Genomic DNA, 19054 nt, shown 5'->3' with positions numbered 1-19054 from the left:
CCAGGCCGATCACACCGAAAGCGGGCTGCACTGCGGGCTTCAGAGAGCGGCTGCCCCCCAGGCGGGCGAAGGTGCGCTGGCGGATTCGTCGACATCCGCCACATCGGCCTCACGGCTCACCACCGTTGGAGCCGAGGCTTCGTCTTGACCGGTGTTGGTCACGGTGACGCAGCTGGGGGCGAACAGGAAGATGCTCTCGCCGACGCGCTCCTGGTGTCCATCGATCGCGAAGGTGCCACCAGCAACGAAATCAACAGCACGCTGGGCCTGGTCGGGCTCCATCATCGTGAGGTTGAGGATCACCGTCTTGCGCTCCCGCAGCGCCTGAATAGCCCGAGGCATTTCATCGAAGCTGCGGGGTTCCATCACATTCACCTCGGACACAGCATTGCTGATGCCGGGCATGCCGATCACGTTGGATCCAGGCAGATCACCACCCAGGTCAAACGGGTTGGAGTCTCCAATGGTGGCCAGTGCACCACCGTCAGCCTGCAGGGCGCGCTGGTCCTGGTCATCTTGCTCGTCGTCGTAGGCGAAATCATCCAATTCGCCATCGAGATAGTCATCGCCAGCGACGACGGCACGGAGACGGGAGATCAGCGACACCTTGGGATTCCTCTCGGTCTGAATGTGGTTCGAAAACCATGTCCCTGGATACCGTTTTCGCTGCGGCGGGGCAAGTCAATTCGCAGCGTCTGTTGACACCAATCTCGGACCGAACAGGGCCGAACCGATCCTGAGCCAGGTGCTGCCCGCTTCAGCAGCCTCTTTCCAGTCCGTGCTCATCCCCATCGAGCACTCCGCCAAGGCCAGCCGATCCGCCAGGGCACGGCAGTCGGAAAACAACGCCTTGCGCTGATCTGCAGCCATCTCGAGAGGCGCCATGGTCATCAGACCCGAGATCCGCAACCCCGGCAGAGCCTGCAGATCAGACCAAATGGCACCGAGTTCATCGGCCGACAAGCCCCCTTTGCTGGGATCGGGCCGCAGTTTCACCTGCAGCAGCACTTCAGGCTGACGGCCCTCCTCAATGGCGATGCGCGACACCCGTTCGGCCAGCGCCAAAGAATCCACCGAGTGAATGACGTCGAAGGCCTTCACCACCGGCCGCACCTTGTTGCTTTGCAGGCGACCAATGAAATGCCAGCGCAAGTTCAGATCGATCAGCTCCTCCTGCTTCGGCAGAGCCTCCTGAACACGGCTTTCCCCAAAATCACACTGACCAAGCTCCGCCACGCAACGCACGGACGCGGCTGGATGCCCTTTGCTGACGGCCAGAAGCCTGGATGAAGTGGGGCGGGCTGCCTGGAGCACCTGCCAACGCGCCGCGAAGGAATCGGTCAAGGGTTCAGATGAACGTTTGATCGAACAGCTGACTCCAGGACTCGAGGTCGTCCGATCCATCACGACGGCAACGGCCCAAATGCACCTCAGCGTGGTGACGCGCATCCCCGTAGGGAATCACTTCGAACTGGGCGCCACGGGGCTGCAGGGTGACCAGGAAGAACATGCGCTGGGCATACAACGTGGCGTAGACGTCACGGCCCTCACCTGCCGGAGCCACCCGATAGAGCATCCCGAAGGTGGGGTGATTCAGATATCGCTCGGACGCCATGCCGTGATAGGAGCTCATAGAGCACCGTACTGACCACGGAGCCCAATCACCAAGACAAGAACGACCGTCGCCAGGCCATTCAGCAGGGGAGCAGCCCGATCAGGCGGCATGCGGAAGTACGACGGACCGAGAATTCGCCCCCCACGGGCGACCAGGGCATCGGCCCCCTGCTCAGCCCTGAGAAGGATGTTGGCCAGCAGCCGCTCTCCGACGGCCAGCACCAGGCCGAAACCGGCCTTGAAGCCCAGCTGGCGCAGGTTGACGGCACGGCTGGCGAGAGAGCGCAGCAGATTTTGGAGCTCCTCCTGCACCAGAGGCAGAAAGCGAAGTGCCAGCAGCAATTGAAACCCCAGCCGCTCCACAGGACATCCAAGCCACTTCAATGGAGCCAGGCACCAGCTGAGGGCCCAGACCAGATCCTCAGGCGGGGTCGTGATCAGCATCAGGTTGACGCTGTGAATCACGGTGAAGATCAAGGTGGACGTTCGCAGCCCCAGCAGCGCCGAGGCCCGATCCACCACCAGCGGCCCCAGCTGGAGACCGCCCAACTGCAGGGGGCCGAGGCGCAAAAGATCCCAGGAGGGGCCTTCCGTCTCGAGCCCCGGAAGCTCGGCCGGATTGCGCAGCGGGAAGGCCGCAGGGGGATCCACTGCCGGCAAGAACATCGACAGGAGGCCCACCACAACGGCCAAGGCCGTCAGCAGCAGAACAGACCTCCACCACAGCGAGCGACCCAGTCCACTGCCGAAGGTGATCAGCACCAGAGCCACCACCAGGCCAACGCGCCAGAGGGGCCCCGCCAGAAAAGGCGTGAGCAGGAAAACAAGGGACCAGGCCAGCTTCAGCCGAGGGTCCAAGCGCCGGAGCCAACCCGTGGACCCATCGACGTATTGACCCATGGGGACCTGGCGCAACCAGTCCATGGCTCAGCCTTTACGACTCTGCTGACGGGCCAGGTCGCGTTCGGCATCACGCTGTTGCTTGCCGCGCCAGAACAGACGCAGCGGGCTGCCATCGAAACCGAGGCCCTCACGGATCTGACGCTCCACATAGCGCCGGTAGGTCTCTCCGAACAACTTGGGGTCGTTGACGAACAGGGTGAAGCTGGGTGGCCGGCTGGCCACCTGGGTGCCGTAATACAGCTTTCCTTGGCGTCCACCGCGGGTGGTGGGGGGACTGCGCCAGCTCAGTGCTTCCTTGAGCACCTCGTTCACAACGGAGGTACTGACGCGGCGACGGTGCTGCTCAACCGCCAGGGCGGCCAAGGCAAAGATGCTCTCCACACGCTGGCCGGTGAGCGCAGAGGTGAACAGCATCGGAGCCCAATCGAGGAAATAGAGCTTGGAGCGCAGCTCCTTTTCCATCGCCGTCATGGTGTGGCTGTCTTTTTCCACCGCGTCCCACTTGTTGACGACCACCACGCAGGCACGGCCGTCCTCTTCAATGCGACCCGCCAGGCGCTGATCCTGCTCGGTCACCCCATCGAGGGCATCGATCACCAGAACACACACATCACTGCGTTCAATGGCCTTGAAACTCCTGTTGATGCCGAAGAATTCCGGGCCGTAGTTGACGCTGCGCCGCCGGCGGATGCCCGCCGTGTCCACCAGGCGCCAGGGACGATTCTCACGAATGATGCTGGTGTCAATCGTGTCGCGGGTGGTGCCGCGGATCGGGCTGACAATCGCCCGCTGCTCTCCGCAGATGGCATTCAGCAGACTGGATTTCCCGACATTCGGCCGTCCGATGATGGCCATCTGAATCGGCTCCTCCTCGTCACCCTCCTGATCCTTCGGGGGGAAAAAGGTGAGCACCTGATCCAGCAGTTCTCCGGTGCCGGCGCCGTGGATGGCCGAGATCGGATGGGGTTCACCCAGGCCAAGGCCCCAGAATTCTCCGGCCATCGCCAGGCCCTGTTCCGGCGATTCGCACTTGTTCACCGCCAACAGCGTGGGACAGCGGTGACTGCGTAGAAATTCCGCGATGGACTCGTCAGCGGCCGTAAGCCCCTGCTGACCGTCCACGATCACCAGAGCCACACTGGCTTCCTCAAGCGCCAGAGCCGCCTGCTCCCGGATCTCCGGCAGGAACTCGCTGTCGTCGTCGAACACCAGTCCACCGGTGTCGACGACCTTGAACTCCCGATCGCCCCAGTAGCCGTCCTGGTAGGTGCGATCACGCGTCACGCCAGGCTGATCGTGAACGATGGCTTCCCGGCTGCGGCACAGCCGATTCACCAAGGTCGACTTACCGACATTGGGGCGTCCGATAATTGCGACGACAGGACGCGCCAAGAGTCTGCTCAGGCCAATCTTTCACCCTACAGAGACGCCATAAAGCCCCTGGAGAGCCGATTCTTTCGGAGCGAGACTAATAAGTCTCAACTAAGACGGCTAGGGCAAGTTCAGTTGTTCCCTCGCCATGCTCGAGCTCGTCGCCAGCCTTGTGGTCGACCTCTCCGACCAACGCCTGACCGTCTACAACAGCGATCAGGAGGTGGTTCGCGTGATTCCGGTCAGCACCGGCAAAGCCTCAACGCCAACCCCGATCTTCAACAGCAAGGTTTTTACGAAGTACCGATCCACCACGATGTATGGAAGCAACTACACCGTTCCCGGGGTGCCGTTCACGATGTGTGTGAGCGCGAACGAGGCCATCTGCCTCCACGCCGCCCCCTGGCAGGAGAACGCCGGGAAACTCTTCGGCGTGCCCCGCAGCCATGGCTGTGTGCGCATGCCGCTGAACCACGCCCGTTGGCTGTTCCACAACACCCCGAAAGGCACACCCATCACGATTCAGGCCTGAGTTAGGCCACCGGATCACTTCACCGGCAGATCGCCGGGGTGCCCCTGCACCGGATCGGCAGGAGGGGGAAGCTCAGGGCCCAGGGGCCCCTGCTCCGGCAGGGGCTCGCTCCGCTGGGCCAGCCAGGCCAACAGCCAGTTCACGGCGGTGGCCCGTCGGGTTCGGCGGGGGTACAACTCACCGATGCGGTACCCCGCGAAATTGAGCTGTTGTTTGAGCAGCTGTTTGTGTTCCTTGGGAACCGAGCGGGTCAAACGAACCGACGCCGGACGCTCCGCGATCAGCTCGGGAGCCTCAGGGAAGGCATCGGCCCATTCGGAGGGTGTGTCGGGACCGGCGCACCACTGCGGCTCAGCAGGCTGATAGCCCAGACGTTCCCAAATCCTTTCGCAGACAAAGCGATCGCTGCAGCGGTCCTCGAGGATCTGCACCAGCAACGAACGACTGAGCGGCCAGGGCATGTCGGTTGCGTTGTGCAGCATGGACCCATGATTGCTTCCTCCCCTCTGCAGCTTCCCGGCAATGGAACCGCGCGTCAGCTGCGCTGCCGCGTGCTGCAGTCACCGCTGGCAGGGGTGAGCGATCGGATCTTTCGCGGTCTGGTGCGGCGCTGGGCGACCGACGCGCTGCTGTTCACCGAAATGGTGAATGCCACCAGCCTCGAGATGGGGCATGGGCTCTGCAAGGTGGAGTCGCTCGCCGAGGAATCCGGGCCCATCGGCGTGCAACTGTTCGACCATCGCCCCCAGGCCATGGCTGATGCAGCACGACGGGCCGAAGCCAGTGGGGCCTTCCTGATCGACATCAACATGGGCTGCCCTGTGCGCAAGATCGCCCGCAAAGGGGGTGGTTCCGGCTTGATCCGTGATCCAGAGCTCGCCATCAAGATCGTGGAAGCGGTGGCAGAGGCCGTGGCGGTGCCCGTCACGGTGAAGACACGCCTGGGTTGGTGTGGCAATGATGCCGATCCCGTGCATTGGTGCCAACAGCTGGAACAAGCCGGTGCACAACTGCTCACACTGCATGGACGCACCCGCGAACAGGGCTTCAAGGGCGCTGCGGACTGGAGCGCGATTACCCAGGTAAGAGAAGCCCTCACAATCCCCCTGATCGCGAATGGCGACATCAACAGCCCCGACGATGCCCTGCGCTGCCTGAAGCAAACCGGCGCAGCGGGAGTGATGGTGGGCCGAGGCACGATGGGAGCCCCATGGCTGGTGGGACAGATCGACGCCGCCCTGGCCGGTCTTCCGATCCCCGCCACACCCAACCCGTCAGCACGGCTTGCACTGGCCCGCGATCAACTGGAAGGTCTGGTGGAGGATCGCGGCGACCATGGTCTGCTGATCGCTCGCAAACACATGGGCTGGACCTGCACGGGCTTCCCCGGTGCCTCACGACTCCGTCATGACTTGATGCGAGCCCCCACGCCCGCCCAGGCCAGGGAGCTGCTGACGCAGCAGATCGACGCCCTTGCCGCGTCCGCCGCATGACACCGGCAGACAACCCCACAGAGGAGGAATGTGTTGCAACGGCTTTGCCATCGGCTCAAATGGAGTGATTGCAAGGGTTCTCGTGCTGAAATAGCGCCGATCTCGCGCCGGTCATCCAGCCGATGAGCACCGCATCCAAACGACGGGGAATCATCCTGGCCGGCGGAAGTGGAACGCGGCTGCATCCGATCACCCAGGCCGTCAGCAAACAGCTGCTGCCGGTTTACGACAAGCCGATGATTTATTACCCGCTCAGCACCCTGATGCTGGCCGGGATCCGCGAGGTGCTGATCATCACCACCCCCCACGACCAGGAGGCATTCCGGCGCTTGCTCGGCGATGGCCACCGCTGGGGGATGTCAATTGAGTACGCCGTGCAACCGAACCCAGACGGTTTGGCCCAGGCATTTTTGATTGGTGCGGACTTCCTCGAAGATCGCCCGGTTGCCCTTGTTCTAGGGGACAACCTCTTCCATGGGCACGACCTGGTGCCGCAATTGGTGAACAGCAACAAGCAAGCCCAAGGGGCAACGGTGTTTGCTTACCCCGTCCGTGATCCTGAGCGGTACGGCGTCGCCGAATTCGATACCCATGGCCGCGTGCTGAGCCTGGAGGAGAAACCCAAACAACCCAAGAGCCGCTACGCCGTAACGGGGTTGTACTTCTACGACGACAGTGTTGTGGAGCGCGCCCGCCAGGTGAAGCCTTCAGCGCGTGGCGAGCTGGAGATCACCGATCTCAACAAGATGTACCTGGATGAGGGGCTCTTGCGGGTGGAGCTGATGGGCCGTGGCATGGCTTGGCTCGACACCGGCACCTGCGACTCCCTCAACGATGCTGGCGGTTACATCCGCACCCTCGAACATCGTCAGGGGCTGAAGGTGGGCTGCCCCGAGGAGGTGGCCTGGCGCCAGGGTTGGATTACAGCAGAACAGCTAAATCAGCTGGCGCAGCCTTTGAAGAAGAGTGGCTATGGCTCCTATCTCCTCGAGATGCTGGAGGAAAGCGTGAGCGATCACGCGGCTCTGCAAACCAGCCTGGACGCAAGCCATGCACTTTGAAGAACTTCAGAGCTCCAAGGGCCAGGCCCTGAAAGGGCCACTGCTGATGACGCCTCAATGCTTCGGCGATGACCGTGGCTGGTTTTACGAAAGCTGGAACCGACGCTCCTTCGACGAGGCTGTTTGCGAAACAGTGGTCTTCTCGCAAGACAACCACTCCCGCTCGATCAAGGGAGTTCTTCGAGGACTTCATTACCAGCTTGCACCGGAACCTCAAGCCAAGGTTGTACGAGCCACAGTCGGAACCATCTACGACGTCGCCGTCGACATCCGACGCAACTCACCCACCTACGGAGCCTGGGTCGGCGCCGAACTGAGTGCCGAGAACAAACGCCAGCTTTGGATTCCCGAGGGTTTCGCCCACGGCTTTCTCACCCTCAGCGATGTTGCTGAGGTGCAATACAAGGCGCGAGGGTTCTGGAACAAATCCTGTGAACGGGCCATCGTCTGGAATGATCCAGATCTGGCCATTGCCTGGCCGATCGATCGGCTGCAGGGCGCCGCGGTGAGCCTCTCGGGCAAAGATGCCGAAGCAGCAGGGTTCAAAGCCGCTGAGCTGGCCGGAGACGTTTTCCCATGAAGGTGCTGCTCACCGGGGCTGGCGGTCAGCTGGGCCAGGCTCTGATCGCTTCTGCCCCTGCGGGAATCGAGCTGGTGACCACCAGCCGTCAGCAGCTCGACCTGGCGAACCCTGAAGCCTGCCGCGGCGCCGTGCAACAGCACCAACCCGACTGGGTGCTCAACGCCGGTGCTTACACAGCGGTGGACAAGGCCGAGTCGGAGCCCGAACTGGCCCACGCCGTGAATGCCGGGGCACCGGAGGCCTTCGCCCGCGCTCTTGATCAACAAGGGGGACGCCTGCTCCAGATCAGCACCGACTTCGTCTTCAACGGAAGCCAGGGAACGCCCTATCAGCCCGAGCAGGCCCACAACCCTCTGGGTGTTTACGGCGCTAGCAAAGCTGCTGGAGAAGCCGCGGTCCAATCGATTTTTGGAGCAGGAGGAAGGGGCCTAATCCTGCGCACCAGCTGGGTGATCGGGCCCATGGGCAAGAACTTTGCGCTCACCATGCTCCGCCTCCACTGCGAACGGGATCAACTGGGTGTTGTGGCGGACCAAGTGGGCTGTCCCACCAGCACCCTCAACCTCGCTCAAGCCTGCTGGCAAACCCTGCAGATTGCTGGTGACCGCGACGTGCCGGCGGTGATGCACTGGAGTGATGCCGGCGCCGCCAGCTGGTACGACGTGGCGGTGGCCGTTGGCCAAATCGGGGCTGATTTGGGGCTCATCGCCACGCCCGCCGAGGTTCAACCGATCACCACAGCGGACTACCCCACCCCAGCGGAGCGTCCGTCTTATTCCCTCCTGGACTGCACCGCCACCCGAGCAGCCCTGGACCTCAAGGGCGAGCACTGGCAGCAAGCCCTCAAGACCGTGCTGAAGCAAGCCAAAACGCCATGAGGGGCGACTGAGTTCAACGCCCCAACCCCAAACAACGCCCCAACCCACGCTCTCACCAATGGTTTCGTCCATGCCTTCCGCCTCCGACCTGCTGGGAGATCGCCGCAGCGTTCTGGTCACCGGAGGTGCCGGCTTCATTGGCGGCGCCGTCGTGCGCAGGCTGTTGCGGGAGACAACAGTCACCGTCTTCAATCTCGACAAGATGGGCTATGCCAGCGACCTGTCCTCGATTGAGGAGGTGCTGAGCGAGCTGGGGGGCGCGGCGAACGATCGGCACAAGCTTCAGAAGGTGGATCTGAGCGATGCCGCAGCCGTTGAGGCCGCGGTGCGGGAGGCAGACCCTGATCTGGTGATGCACCTGGCAGCGGAAAGCCATGTGGATCGATCCATCTCCAGCCCTGGTGTGTTCATCGAGAGCAACGTCAACGGCACCTACAACCTCCTGCAGGCGGTGCGGGGGCACTACGAAGGCTTGAGCGGTGAACGCCGTGATGCCTTCCGGATGCACCACATCAGCACCGACGAAGTCTTTGGGTCCCTGGGCGCCGAGGGGCGCTTCTCCGAAACAACGTCCTACGACCCCCGCAGCCCCTACTCCGCCAGCAAGGCAGCCAGTGATCACCTCGTTCAGGCCTGGCACCACACCTTTGGGCTTCCTGTGGTGCTCACCAACTGCTCCAACAACTACGGCCCCTGGCAGTTCCCGGAAAAACTCATCCCCGTGGTCACCTTGAAGGCCGCTGGAGGTGAGTCGATTCCTCTCTACGGCGATGGGCTGAATGTGCGGGATTGGTTGTACGTGGAAGACCACGTCGATGCATTGCTTCTGGCGGCCTGCAACGGAGCCTCAGGCCGCAGTTACTGCGTTGGCGGCCATGGTGAGCGCACCAACAAGGAGGTTGTTCACGCCATTTGCGAGCAGTTGGACCAGAGCCGCCCTGGATCAGCTCCCCACGCCAACTTGATCACTCCGGTGACCGACCGTCCTGGCCACGACCGCCGCTACGCGATTGACCCGGGCCGCATCAGTTCCGAGCTGGGCTGGAGCCCGCGCCACAATGTGGAGCAGGGCCTGGCGGAGACTGTGAACTGGTACCTAGCCCATCAGGAGTGGTGCAGCAAAGTACGCGAGCGGGCGGGATATGACGGCAGCAGATTGGGCATTGAAACGGTGAAGGCTCAAGGGACAACACCGGACGGTTAATGCGGATCGCCGCCACGACCAACGGACAGTGATCACGGATGATCGATGCAACGCTCGATCGCGCCGTGGACCCGATGACGCAGCCGTTCAGGATTGAAACCGACAGCCTGGGGGGCATTGAGGTGATGTCCGAAGCGCTCTGGGGAGCCCAGACCCAGCGGTCGCTTCAGAACTTCGCCATCAGCGACGAACGGATCCCGCTCGAGATCATCCAGGCCCTGGCCTGGATCAAGCGTTCCTGCGCCACGGTGAACGGCGAGCATGCGCTTCTGAACCCTCAACAGGTGGAGCTGATCTGCACGGCGGCCGATGCCATTGCCGCTGGCCAGCACAACGATCAGTTCCCGCTGCGGGTCTGGCAGACCGGAAGCGGGACCCAGACCAACATGAACATCAACGAGGTGATCAGCAATCTGGCGTCTCAGGCTTCAGGCACCGCCCTCGGCAGCCACACCCCAGTGCACCCAAATGACCACGTCAATCGGTCGCAATCCACCAATGATGTGTTTCCCGCAGCGATCCACGTCGCCGCGGCCAAGCACCTGAAGGACGGGCTGCTGCCGGCGCTCGATGCCCTGGTGCGGGCCTTGGATGCCAAAGCTCAGGCCTGGATGCCCATCGTCAAGATTGGCCGCACCCATCTGCAGGATGCGGTGCCCCTGCGGTTGGGCGATGAAGTGGGCGCCTGGCGGGATCAACTCAAACAAGCCCAGGCATGGCTGGAGGACTGTCTGGTCAGCCTTGGCGATCTTCCCCTGGGAGGCACCGCCGTGGGCACGGGATTGAACACGCCGCCGGGCTTCCGCCATGCCGTTGCAGAAGAGCTGAGCCGGGTCGCCGGCGTCAGTGTCCGTCCCGCTGACAACCTCTTCGCGGTGATGGCCGGCCATGACGCCCTCGTTCAAGCGATGGGCCAACTTCGCCTGCTGGCGGTGGCCCTGCTCCGGATCGCCAACGACGTGCGGCTGCTTGGGTGTGGCCCCCGGGCAGGTCTGGGCGAGTTGCGGCTGCCCGCCAACGAACCCGGCAGCTCGATCATGCCGGGAAAAATCAATCCCACCCAGTGCGAAGCCATGGCCATGGTCTGCACCCAGGTGATCGGTCTCGATGGCGCCGTGGCAGCCGCTGGCGCAGGCGGCCATCTGCAGATGAATGTCTACAAGCCCTTGATCGGCTTCAACCTGCTGCAGTCGATCCGCATGCTCAAGGACGCCATGACCAGCTTCCGACAGAACCTGGTGGAGGGCTTGGAGCCGGATCGGGAGCAGATTCAGCGGTTCGTGGATCGCTCTTTGATGCTGGTCACTGCTTTGACCCCGAGCATCGGTTACGAGAAGGCCAGTGCCATCGCTCAGCATGCCCACCATCAGGGGTTGACGCTGAAACAGGCGGCGTTGGAGCTCGGCCACATCAGCGAAGCCGACTTTGATCAGCAGGTGAATCCCGGCGCCATGGCCGCTCCGGACGCCTGAACTCAGGCGGCCCGCTCCGTTGCCGGGTTGAGTGCAGCGGAGGCTGGCACCAGATCCTCGGCTTCAGCCACGGGGAAGCGGTTGATCGCTTTCAAAGCCTGACGGGCATGGCTGCGAAGTTGCTCGCTGATCGCTTCGCAGTAAGGCACCTGGGCCAGAAGATCCACCGTGCGGCGCATGATGCGCACCACATCACCCTCATCCAGCGAGGTGTTGGCGATCAGATCGCTCCAGGACGTTCCCCGCGCCCAGGCATCCACAAGGCCCATGAGCTCGGGTTCCCACCAGGCCGGCACCACCACACCGGCGCGTTCCTGGGCCCGCAGCAGCTCGCGACGCAGACCCGAAAGGTCCTGCAGGGCTTCTTCGGCCGCCGCAGGAGGAGGGAAGCCACTCCACAGGTCGGGGCGGTTGACCTCGGTGCTGATTGCCTCGAACACCGCTGCAAGGTCTGGGGGAGAGAGGTCATCGAGATGGCCACTCATCAGCGCCAGCCCCAGCCAGAGTTCGTTGTCGCCCCGCAAGGCAGCAACGGTGCGACCGATCTCCGTGGGATCCAGCTCATCGAGGCATCCGAAGTGCTGCAGGATCTCCATCAAGGCCAGGAAGGTCTCCCAGTGGCGGTTGGCCCGCTGATGCAGCAGATGCTGTCGTTCAGCGATCTCCAGCTCCAGATCTTCCATGCGCCGGCGGTGCTTCTTCAGCTGTTTGCGATCTCCCCAGCGATGGGCCGGATGCTGCTCCTGCTCCTGCTCCAGATCCCGCACCAGCCGAGCCTGGGTCAAAACCTCTCCGGCCAGGTCGTATTGCGGGGTGGTCATGTCGTGGCGCCGGGCCATGTGGGCCACGGCTAACGCCAAACCACCACTGGCCTGATCGCCATGGCGCAACTCACCCGAGCGGGACAGCTCCGGGACCTCCAGCCCATCCCCCTTCAGGCAACTGAGCTCCGCATGGATGCTCACCACCGCCTGACAGGGCAACAGGATCCAGACGTTTTCATCGGTCAGGCAGAGCAGCAGCGGGAACTGACCGGGCCCCTTCACCTTCTCAACGATCACCGCAGGCGCAACGCGCCCCCGCAGCTGCGGCGATTTGAGGCTGACGAGGGTGCCGGTGCTGGCGAACTGCAGGGCCATCGTCAGCTCATTGGCCAGCGTCTCCTCGGCCTGCTGCTGAAGGATGCGGAGCAAGCGCCGCTCTTCGCGGAGCCGCCCACGCATTTTTTCGTAGTCCTCAAAGTCTTCCCAGGGGATGTCGCCGGCGACGCCCTCCAGCTGGCTGAGTTGCAACCGCAACTGGGACAAGTTCTCCTCGTCCTCCACGAGGTCCAGCCCCGCCAGGTAGCGACCAAAACTGCGCTCCACTAGCTCCCTGGCCTTGGCCAGATCGTGGCGCTGCAGCAGGTTGAGAACCATGCCGTAGCTGGGGGTGAACTGGCTCACCAGGGGGTCGGCGGGACTTGTCGCCAGCTGACCTGCCTCACGCACCCCTTCGAACCGGCTTTGCACCGTCACGACGTAGCCCTGAGAGTCGAGGCCCCGCCGGCCGGCCCGGCCAGCCATCTGGAGGAACTCACTGCCCATCAGCGGGCGATGCCCCCGCTCGGTGCGCTTGGAGAGGGCCGCAATCACCGTGCTACGGGCCGGCATGTTGATGCCTGCCGCCAGGGTCTCCGTGGCAAAGACCACCTTCACCAACCCCTGCTGGAAGAGCTCTTCGATCAACTCCTTCCAGGCGGGCAGAACACCGGCGTGGTGGGCAGCGATGCCCCGCAGCAGCGCATCAGCGTGAATTCCATCCCGAACGGCCTCGGGGTTGTCGTGGCTGTAGGCGGTTAGGCGCTCCTTGATCCGCGCCTGCTCCTCCTGGGTCACCAGGCACTGCACCCCCAGATCGCGAACCGCCTTGTCGCAACCGCGGCGGCTGAAGATGAAATAGATGGCCGGCAGCATCTGCCGCTCGGCCATCTGCGCCACAACGAAGCTGATCGGCGGTGGTTCGGGTTGCGGAGGCTTCTGGGAACGCCCCTTGCGCTTGTGCCCCTTGGGCGCGCGCCAGACCTTGCAGTTGGGATGAAGACCCGTACCGGCTTCGTTGAGCAGTGGATGCAACCCCTTGGCACTGCAGAAGCTGAACTGCAGCGGCACCGGCCGGTGATCACTCATCACCAACGTGGTCGGACCATGCACCTTCTCGATCCAGTCGGTCAGCTGCCCGGCATTGGCCACTGTCGCGGAAAGCGCCACCAGCTGCACCGTGGGTGGGCAATGAATGATCGACTCCTCCCAGACCGTGCCGCGCTGGGAATCGTTCATGTAGTGGCACTCATCGAGCACCACCGCTTCCACATCAGCCAGGGGATCGTCATGCTCATCTGCCTCGGCGTAGAGCATGTTGCGGAAGATCTCCGTGGTCATCACCACGATGGAGGCCTCGCGATTCACGCTGAGGTCACCAGTCATCAAACCCACGTTCTCCGCACCGAACTGGCCGCGGAAATCGCGCAGTTTCTGATTGGAGAGAGCCTTCAGAGGTGTGGTGTAGAAGACCTTCTGGCCATGGGCCAGGGCACGATGAATGGCGTATTCACCGATCAGGGTTTTGCCGGATCCTGTGGGGGCACTGACCACGACCGAATGTCCCTGGTTGAGGGCATCCATGGCCTCCAGCTGGAAATCATCCAGCGGGAAGGGAAAGATTTCTGAGGGATTCAGTGGGGCACTGCGATCGACATCGGGCTCGGATCGGGGCGTGGCCGGTGTCGATTGGTTCATCGAATGATCTTAAGGAGCCTGGCTGAGCTCTCTTTTCAAACAAGCGATAAGCCGCGCCAATGCGATCAATCAGATGTGCCGACCTCCTTTGACGGAACCAAGCCAGATCATGAAAAATAATGGAGAGAATGCTTCGAGCTCTGGTGAGACCGCCGGAGCTTTTTTTGTGCCTGCAATTAAGTGGTCGAAATGGTGACAGCGGCACTTCGCCGGTGCCATGACAGAAGAGAACGAACTCCACGGCCTGTGACCAGCACCCAGCTCACCAACGCGCGGCCAGCTGAAGACACCCTGATCGATGCCCTGAGGGGTTGCCGCGACGTCCAGGAGCTGAAGGCCCTCGAACAACGCCTGGCATCCACCACCGATGCCCCGCCGCTGTTCACCTGGATCTGCGATCTGCTCGTGGCACGACGCATCTCCCGTGGCCTCGCCGCCCGCCTGCTGCTTGAACTCCACAACGGGGACTCGACCTAGGGCGGCCGGCTAAAGCGAGCGACGCCTCGAGACGGCGGCGAGGACCGAGATGAGCACCTTGGATGTGACCGGATCAGTGCGGGACACCTGGGAGTGCTTAAACAACCAAAACTCGGTCGATCAGCTCCAACAGCTATGGCTCACCAGCAGCATCGAGAAATACGGATTGCCGGTGTGGCGCCGCTCCACCGGCAACCGCTTCATGGATCCCCACAATCGACCAGGAGACCTGGGAACCAGACTGGATGCATAAAACAATGGACCTCAGGCCGAGGTCTCAGCGCGTTAGCCGATACGTCAGACGATCTCTTTACGGCCAGCCTTGATCTTCTCTTTGGCCGTCATGAGGCCGTAGACGAGCAAGCCGAGAAGAGCAATGTTCACGCCGATGAAGAACATCATGTCCATGGTCTTGTGGCGACTTGACCCGTGATAGACGGGAAACGCAAGCCGGCCTACCCGTCAGAAGACTCATTAATCGTGAGGGAAGGAGTCAGCGGTTGCCTCAACTGAAAAGCAGTGCACCGCATTGGTAGCGGCGAAACGGTGCCGGCATGAAGGAGCAAGCCCCTCTTAGTCGGATGCACTCAAGACACGATCCAGCCAGCGAGTCAGGTTCCTAAAAGACGGGCCTTTCCGAGTGGTCTTGGCCTTGGGAACGCACATTGCGTGAACAGCTGAGCCAGCCGCGTACTTCGCAGCAACTTCAGATAGTTCGATCGTCTTGCCGCACACGCGGCAAGGGAGCTTTTTCACCAAGCAGGGATGCCTTTAACCCTGTTGTTAGTGGTAGCCCTACAACGCCCGAAAAAGCCAGTTGTCGATACAGGCGTCACCAATTGGGTGAGCACTGAACTGGTGACTCAGATCGTCCCCAAGGTTTCAACCTTGACCTCAGCCATTTGCCGGCTGCGCCAGCCTGTAAAGGTTCAGGGCTACGAGAGCCACCCCGAAGCTGCAAAAGAAGGCGATCAAGTCTTGGCTGGTGATGGACATAAGAACCCGAAAACGATATCAATACGAAATGTAACGAATGCTTGTAGCATGGCAGCATGATTCAGCCCAAAAAATCTTCAGCAAACATCACCTACTTGGTTGGCAGCGTGATCGTCGCGGTCATGGCGTTGGCGGTTTTTGTTGGCGGCGCCAACGCTGGTGACTGCCCTCGCAGCAAGTCAGCGGAAACAATCTCCAAAGAGGCTCACCAGAAAGCTGACGAAAAAACTGAAGTCGGGGCCTGACGATGTCTATTGATGCCCGATGCCAGGAACAGCAATCAGCCGCTGACCGCATGTTCATGGACTTCAAATACACCCGCCCTGGATCGAAAGAGCAGCTACAGGCATTAGCCACACTGAGCTTTCTTATAGAGATGTGGGCCGATTTCCTCACTGCCGAGGAGAAGAGAATGGATCAAGCCATAGCCCTAGAAGGCCGTTGAGCAGCAAGGAAGGGAAACCCCCGCTCGCGCGGGGGCCTTGGAGCGTTAACTCAGGCAACAGAGATGCTGTGAGGTGCAGCGGGGTAGCTCGTCGGCATTGGATCTGCCTTTCCTTCGGCCATCGCTTTGGCGCGTCGGTACATCTGACTGTTGGTAGCCCCTTGAGCTTCCATGGCGGCTGCAACAACTGCCCAGTTCTTGGTTTCGGAGGTCATTGACTTCAGAAAATTTCGACCCATGAACCATCGCGGAATTGTTCCTTGTGCCGTGACGGAGGTATCCGCACCGCAGACCGCTCGCAGAAAGAGAAAGCCGCAGCTATGTCGCACCTGTATCAGGCCCTACGTCAAGCAATTTTGAGTATCTGTAATACTTCGTGAAGTCGCCTCTGCTCAATGCACGAGGAAATAGTTGCGAGCCTTCACCTCGATTTGCGGTCTCTCAAGCTCGAATACAAGACAACTTGCGATGCGTTGAGAAATTGGCCTGGCGGACCTGCGGAGGAGCAAGAGTTCCTCGAATACAAAAAACAGGAGCTTTTTCGAGCCTTGGTCGAGCACACCTTCCAGGACGAACCTGCCTGAGTGCTTGCCAATTCCTTAGGAGCTTTAAGCACTGGGCCTCCACCTGGCAGAAGGAAATGTGGCGGGCAGCCGAAGCAGGTTGAACCACCGAATTTCACTTGGTGATCGTGTCCGTAGAGATAACGGGTATTTATGAATCACCGCCGGTTGCAATCAAAACCACTTAGGCATCAGATCACCCGCCATTACTGCGAGGCTTGCGCCTCCAAAAGGCGGCAAGGGCGCTGCCAATCAGGCAGTGAATCACCGCAGAAATAGCACCCGGCAACGCCGTGAGGGGACTAGCGAACCCGCCACTGCGTGCGAGCACCACAGCCAGTCCTGAGTTCTGCATGCCCACCTCGATGCTGATGGTCCGCTGGGCCTGCACGCTCTGCCCCGCCAGCCGGGGAATCAGCCAGCCCAGCAAAAAACCACCGCCATGCAGCAGCAGGCAAGCCAGGATCAGCATGGGCCCCTGCTGACGCAGCACAGCCGTCTGGCTGCCCACGATGCTGGAGACGATCATCACGATGGCCATCACCGCCAGGGGAGGCATCACCGGCTCAATCCGCTGGGCCACACCGGGCAGACCACGCTTGAGCACCACCCCAACGGTGACGGGCAGCAACACGACCTGAAGCACGGCCAGGAACAGGGCCCAACCGTCCACCGGCACGTACTGGCTGGCCAACACCTGCGTGAGACGGGGGGTCAACACGACCGCCGCCAGGGTGCTGATCGTGGTCATGACCACCGACAGCGCCACATCGCCACGACCGATCAGAGCCACCACATTGCTGGCGGTCCCCCCCGGGCAGCAGCCGACCAGAATCAAGCCCACCGCCAGCGGGGCAGGCAGGTGAAGAGCCGCCGCAATCACAGCGGCAAGGGCCGGCATCACCAGGAACTGCACCAGCACGCCCAGCAGCATGGCGCGGGGGCGTCGACCCACCCGCACGAAATCAGCGGGTGTCAGCCCGACGCCCATGCCGAGCATGATCACGCCGAGGCCAAGGGCGATCAGGGGCCCCTTGAACCAGATGAACAGCGGGGGATGCAGCAAGGCCAGCAAAGCTCCCAGCAGCGTCCAAAGCGGAAAGAGCAGCGTGAAACGCTCCCAGGTCATGACGATCAGAGGACTTGGGCCATCCTTGTTCAGGGCGGATTCCAGACTGTTGTGATGCGGGACCACTCTTCTCCCATCCCCCCAGCCCGCCGCCGACGCCTGCGGAGCTTGAACTCCGGCCAGGAGCCCTGGCAGCTGCAGGATCCCGCCGGAGCCGGTCAGCTGGTTGATCTGGCGAGCAACGACTACCTCGGGCTCAGCCGTCATCCCGATGTGCTCGCAACGGCATCGGAGGCCATGGCCTCCGATGGCGTTGGTGCCGGTGGATCTCGGCTGATCACCGGAACCCGACCACGCCATCTGGAGCTGGAAGCAGCTCTCGCCACCTGGCTGAACCGTGACCGGGTGCTGCTGTTCCCCAGCGGATTTCAAGCCAACATCGCCGCCCTGACGGCCCTGAGTGACAGGCACACCACCGTGTTGGTGGACCGGCTGATCCACCACTCGCTGCTGGCCGGCGTCCGCACCAGTGGGGCGCGGCTGCAACGCTTTGCCCACAACGATCTTGAAGATCTCGACCAGCGGCTGCAGCGGCTCAAGCCGACAACACGGCCACCACTGGTGGTGACGGAAAGCCTGTTCAGCATGGAAGGCACCAGCCCTGATCTGCAGGGCATCGCCGACCTTTGTGCCCACCACGGTGCACAGCTGCTGGTGGACGAAGCCCATGGCCTGGGAGTGCTGGGGCCCGGCGGCCGTGGGCTTTGCCATGGACTCCAACGGCCTGTGGCCTTGGTGTGCGGCACCTTCGGCAAGGCCTTCGGCAGCGGAGGTGCATTTTTGGCTGGGGACCACACCACGATGGAGCGGCTGCTGCAAACCAGTGGGGCCTTCCGTTACACCACGGCCCTGGCCCCACCGCTGGTGGCGGGAGCCCAGGCTGCCCTGCGCCTGATCCAAGCCCATCCCAACTGGGGAAGCGAGCTGAGCCAGCGCTCGGAACGCTGGAAGACAGCACTGGCGCACCAGGGCTGGGCGAAACCGGCAGGACACGGCCCCGTTCTCCCGCTGTTGGTCGGGGACGACCAGGACGCGCTCGACCTCCAGCAACAGCTGGAGCAGGCGGGGCTGCTGTCGGTGGCGATCAGGCCGCCCACCGTGCCGGAGGGGACCGCCCGTTTGCGCCTGGTGCTGCGGCGGGACCTGCCGGAGGGCACATTGGAGCAACTGCTGGCAGCCCTCGGCTCTCGATGATGCAGGTCCTGGCGATGCATGGTTGGGCTGGCCAGGCCGGCACCTGGTCCCACTGGCGTCAACGCTTTGAAGACGGGGGAGCGAAATGGTCCAGCGCGGACCAGGGCTACAGCGGCGGTGAGACCGTTGCTCCGGCATGGCCCCCTGGCCCAGGACGCAACCTGTTGATCGCCCACTCTCTGGGGATGCACCTGCTGCCGGCAGCTGTGCTGGCGCAGGCCGATGCGGTGGTGCTGCTGGGGAGCTTCAGCGCCTTCGTGCCCCACGGGCGCGCAGGGCGCGCGGTGGCGGTGGCTTTAAAGGGGATGCAGGCAGCCCTGGGCACCGACGAGGAACTGACGATGCTGGAGCGCTTCCTCGAC

General features: G+C 62.5%; 21 protein-coding genes and 1 pseudogene. 14 read left to right on the top strand and 8 right to left on the bottom strand.

Features of this window, described 5'->3' with window-relative positions:
* Nucleotides 1-39: 39 nt before the first annotated feature.
* From NCN05_RS10535 to der, 5 genes are all read right to left on the bottom strand, one after another.
* Entirely contained in the window at nucleotides 40-606 is a 567-nt protein-coding gene (locus NCN05_RS10535; protein WP_114989400.1) for a cell division protein SepF, read from the bottom strand.
* Between the two features lie 75 nt (nucleotides 607-681).
* The gene (locus tag NCN05_RS10530) at nucleotides 682-1344 is read right to left on the bottom strand and encodes a YggS family pyridoxal phosphate-dependent enzyme (RefSeq protein WP_250398048.1); all 663 of its coding nucleotides are present in this window, start codon (nucleotides 1342-1344) and stop codon (nucleotides 682-684) included.
* 4 nt (nucleotides 1345-1348) lie between these two features.
* The gene (locus NCN05_RS10525) at nucleotides 1349-1615 is read right to left on the bottom strand and encodes a PipX family protein (protein ID WP_025362464.1); all 267 of its coding nucleotides are present in this window, start codon (nucleotides 1613-1615) and stop codon (nucleotides 1349-1351) included.
* A 14-nt stretch (nucleotides 1616-1629) separates the two neighbouring features.
* The gene (locus tag NCN05_RS10520; protein ID WP_250398047.1) at nucleotides 1630-2538 is read right to left on the bottom strand and encodes an energy-coupling factor transporter transmembrane component T family protein; all 909 of its coding nucleotides are present in this window, start codon (nucleotides 2536-2538) and stop codon (nucleotides 1630-1632) included.
* Between the two features lie 3 nt (nucleotides 2539-2541).
* Nucleotides 2542-3909: a ribosome biogenesis GTPase Der gene (gene der / locus NCN05_RS10515; RefSeq protein ID WP_186495879.1), complete on the bottom strand. Its 1368-nt coding sequence runs from the start codon at nucleotides 3907-3909 to the stop codon at nucleotides 2542-2544.
* Nucleotides 3910-4036: 127 nt separating this feature from the next.
* On the opposite strand from der, the gene NCN05_RS10510 reads away from it, so the two are divergent.
* Nucleotides 4037-4420: a L,D-transpeptidase gene (locus NCN05_RS10510; protein ID WP_250398046.1), complete on the top strand. Its 384-nt coding sequence runs from the start codon at nucleotides 4037-4039 to the stop codon at nucleotides 4418-4420.
* Between the two features lie 14 nt (nucleotides 4421-4434).
* Here NCN05_RS10510 and NCN05_RS10505 read toward each other — a convergent pair whose 3' ends face one another.
* Complete coding sequence (locus NCN05_RS10505) at nucleotides 4435-4902, bottom strand: DUF1823 family protein (protein ID WP_250398045.1); 468 nt, start codon at nucleotides 4900-4902, stop codon at nucleotides 4435-4437.
* 6 nt (nucleotides 4903-4908) lie between these two features.
* On the opposite strand from NCN05_RS10505, the gene dusB reads away from it, so the two are divergent.
* The 6 genes from dusB to NCN05_RS10475 all read left to right on the top strand — a co-directional run bounded on the left by dusB (nucleotide 4909) and on the right by NCN05_RS10475 (nucleotide 11111).
* Nucleotides 4909-5913 (top strand): tRNA dihydrouridine synthase DusB, encoded by a 1005-nt coding sequence (gene dusB / locus NCN05_RS10500; protein WP_250398044.1) that lies wholly within the window; start codon nucleotides 4909-4911, stop codon nucleotides 5911-5913.
* 122 nt (nucleotides 5914-6035) lie between these two features.
* On the top strand, nucleotides 6036-6974 hold the full coding sequence (rfbA, locus tag NCN05_RS10495; protein WP_250398043.1) for a glucose-1-phosphate thymidylyltransferase RfbA: 939 nt from the start codon (nucleotides 6036-6038) through the stop codon (nucleotides 6972-6974).
* Nucleotides 6964-7554, top strand: coding sequence for a dTDP-4-dehydrorhamnose 3,5-epimerase (gene rfbC / locus NCN05_RS10490; RefSeq protein ID WP_250398042.1), 591 nt, complete (start codon nucleotides 6964-6966; stop codon nucleotides 7552-7554). The genes rfbA and rfbC overlap by 11 nt, the downstream gene beginning before the upstream one ends.
* Nucleotides 7551-8435 carry a dTDP-4-dehydrorhamnose reductase gene (gene rfbD / locus NCN05_RS10485; protein ID WP_250398041.1) on the top strand — a complete coding sequence of 295 codons (885 nt, stop codon included), beginning with the start codon at nucleotides 7551-7553 and terminating at the stop codon, nucleotides 8433-8435. The genes rfbC and rfbD overlap by 4 nt, the downstream gene beginning before the upstream one ends.
* A gap of 58 nt (nucleotides 8436-8493) precedes the next feature.
* Nucleotides 8494-9639, top strand: coding sequence for a dTDP-glucose 4,6-dehydratase (gene rfbB / locus NCN05_RS10480; RefSeq protein WP_250398040.1), 1146 nt, complete (start codon nucleotides 8494-8496; stop codon nucleotides 9637-9639).
* A 38-nt stretch (nucleotides 9640-9677) separates the two neighbouring features.
* Nucleotides 9678-11111, top strand: coding sequence for a class II fumarate hydratase (locus NCN05_RS10475; protein ID WP_250398039.1), 1434 nt, complete (start codon nucleotides 9678-9680; stop codon nucleotides 11109-11111).
* A gap of 2 nt (nucleotides 11112-11113) precedes the next feature.
* On the opposite strand, the gene NCN05_RS10470 is transcribed toward NCN05_RS10475, so the two are convergent.
* Nucleotides 11114-13888: a DEAD/DEAH box helicase gene (locus tag NCN05_RS10470; RefSeq protein WP_250398038.1), complete on the bottom strand. Its 2775-nt coding sequence runs from the start codon at nucleotides 13886-13888 to the stop codon at nucleotides 11114-11116.
* Between the two features lie 246 nt (nucleotides 13889-14134).
* Here NCN05_RS10470 and NCN05_RS10465 point away from each other — a divergent pair, with 246 nt between their 5' ends.
* From NCN05_RS10465 to NCN05_RS10445, 5 genes are all read left to right on the top strand, one after another.
* On the top strand, nucleotides 14135-14365 hold the full coding sequence (locus NCN05_RS10465; protein ID WP_250398037.1) for a hypothetical protein: 231 nt from the start codon (nucleotides 14135-14137) through the stop codon (nucleotides 14363-14365).
* Between the two features lie 49 nt (nucleotides 14366-14414).
* Nucleotides 14415-14618, top strand: a complete 204-nt coding sequence (locus NCN05_RS10460; RefSeq protein WP_250398036.1) for a hypothetical protein — start codon at nucleotides 14415-14417, stop codon at nucleotides 14616-14618.
* A gap of 512 nt (nucleotides 14619-15130) precedes the next feature.
* Nucleotides 15131-15421, top strand: coding sequence for a hypothetical protein (locus NCN05_RS10455; protein WP_250398035.1), 291 nt, complete (start codon nucleotides 15131-15133; stop codon nucleotides 15419-15421).
* Nucleotides 15418-15606 (top strand): hypothetical protein, encoded by a 189-nt coding sequence (locus NCN05_RS10450; protein WP_250398034.1) that lies wholly within the window; start codon nucleotides 15418-15420, stop codon nucleotides 15604-15606. Before NCN05_RS10455 ends, NCN05_RS10450 begins: the two co-directional genes overlap by 4 nt.
* Nucleotides 15607-15608: 2 nt before the next feature.
* Nucleotides 15609-15806: a hypothetical protein gene (locus NCN05_RS10445; protein WP_250398033.1), complete on the top strand. Its 198-nt coding sequence runs from the start codon at nucleotides 15609-15611 to the stop codon at nucleotides 15804-15806.
* Nucleotides 15807-16565: 759 nt separating this feature from the next.
* On the opposite strand, the gene NCN05_RS10440 is transcribed toward NCN05_RS10445, so the two are convergent.
* Nucleotides 16566-17498, bottom strand: coding sequence for a bile acid:sodium symporter family protein (locus tag NCN05_RS10440; protein WP_250398032.1), 933 nt, complete (start codon nucleotides 17496-17498; stop codon nucleotides 16566-16568).
* Between the two features lie 54 nt (nucleotides 17499-17552).
* On the opposite strand from NCN05_RS10440, the gene NCN05_RS10435 reads away from it, so the two are divergent.
* Both NCN05_RS10435 and NCN05_RS10430 read left to right on the top strand, forming a co-directional pair.
* On the top strand, nucleotides 17553-18692 hold the full coding sequence (locus NCN05_RS10435; RefSeq protein WP_250398031.1) for an aminotransferase class I/II-fold pyridoxal phosphate-dependent enzyme: 1140 nt from the start codon (nucleotides 17553-17555) through the stop codon (nucleotides 18690-18692).
* Nucleotides 18692-19054 (top strand): annotated as a pseudogene (locus NCN05_RS10430) (alpha/beta hydrolase); the annotation flags it as partial. The gene NCN05_RS10435 and the pseudogene NCN05_RS10430, both read left to right, overlap by 1 nt.

This window comes from Synechococcus sp. MU1651 (assembly GCF_023630635.1).
Taxonomy (GTDB): Bacteria; Cyanobacteriota; Cyanobacteriia; order PCC-6307; family Cyanobiaceae; genus Parasynechococcus.
The sequence above is the reverse complement of the archived record's forward strand: the minus strand, read 5'-3'. Positions and strand labels throughout refer to the sequence as shown.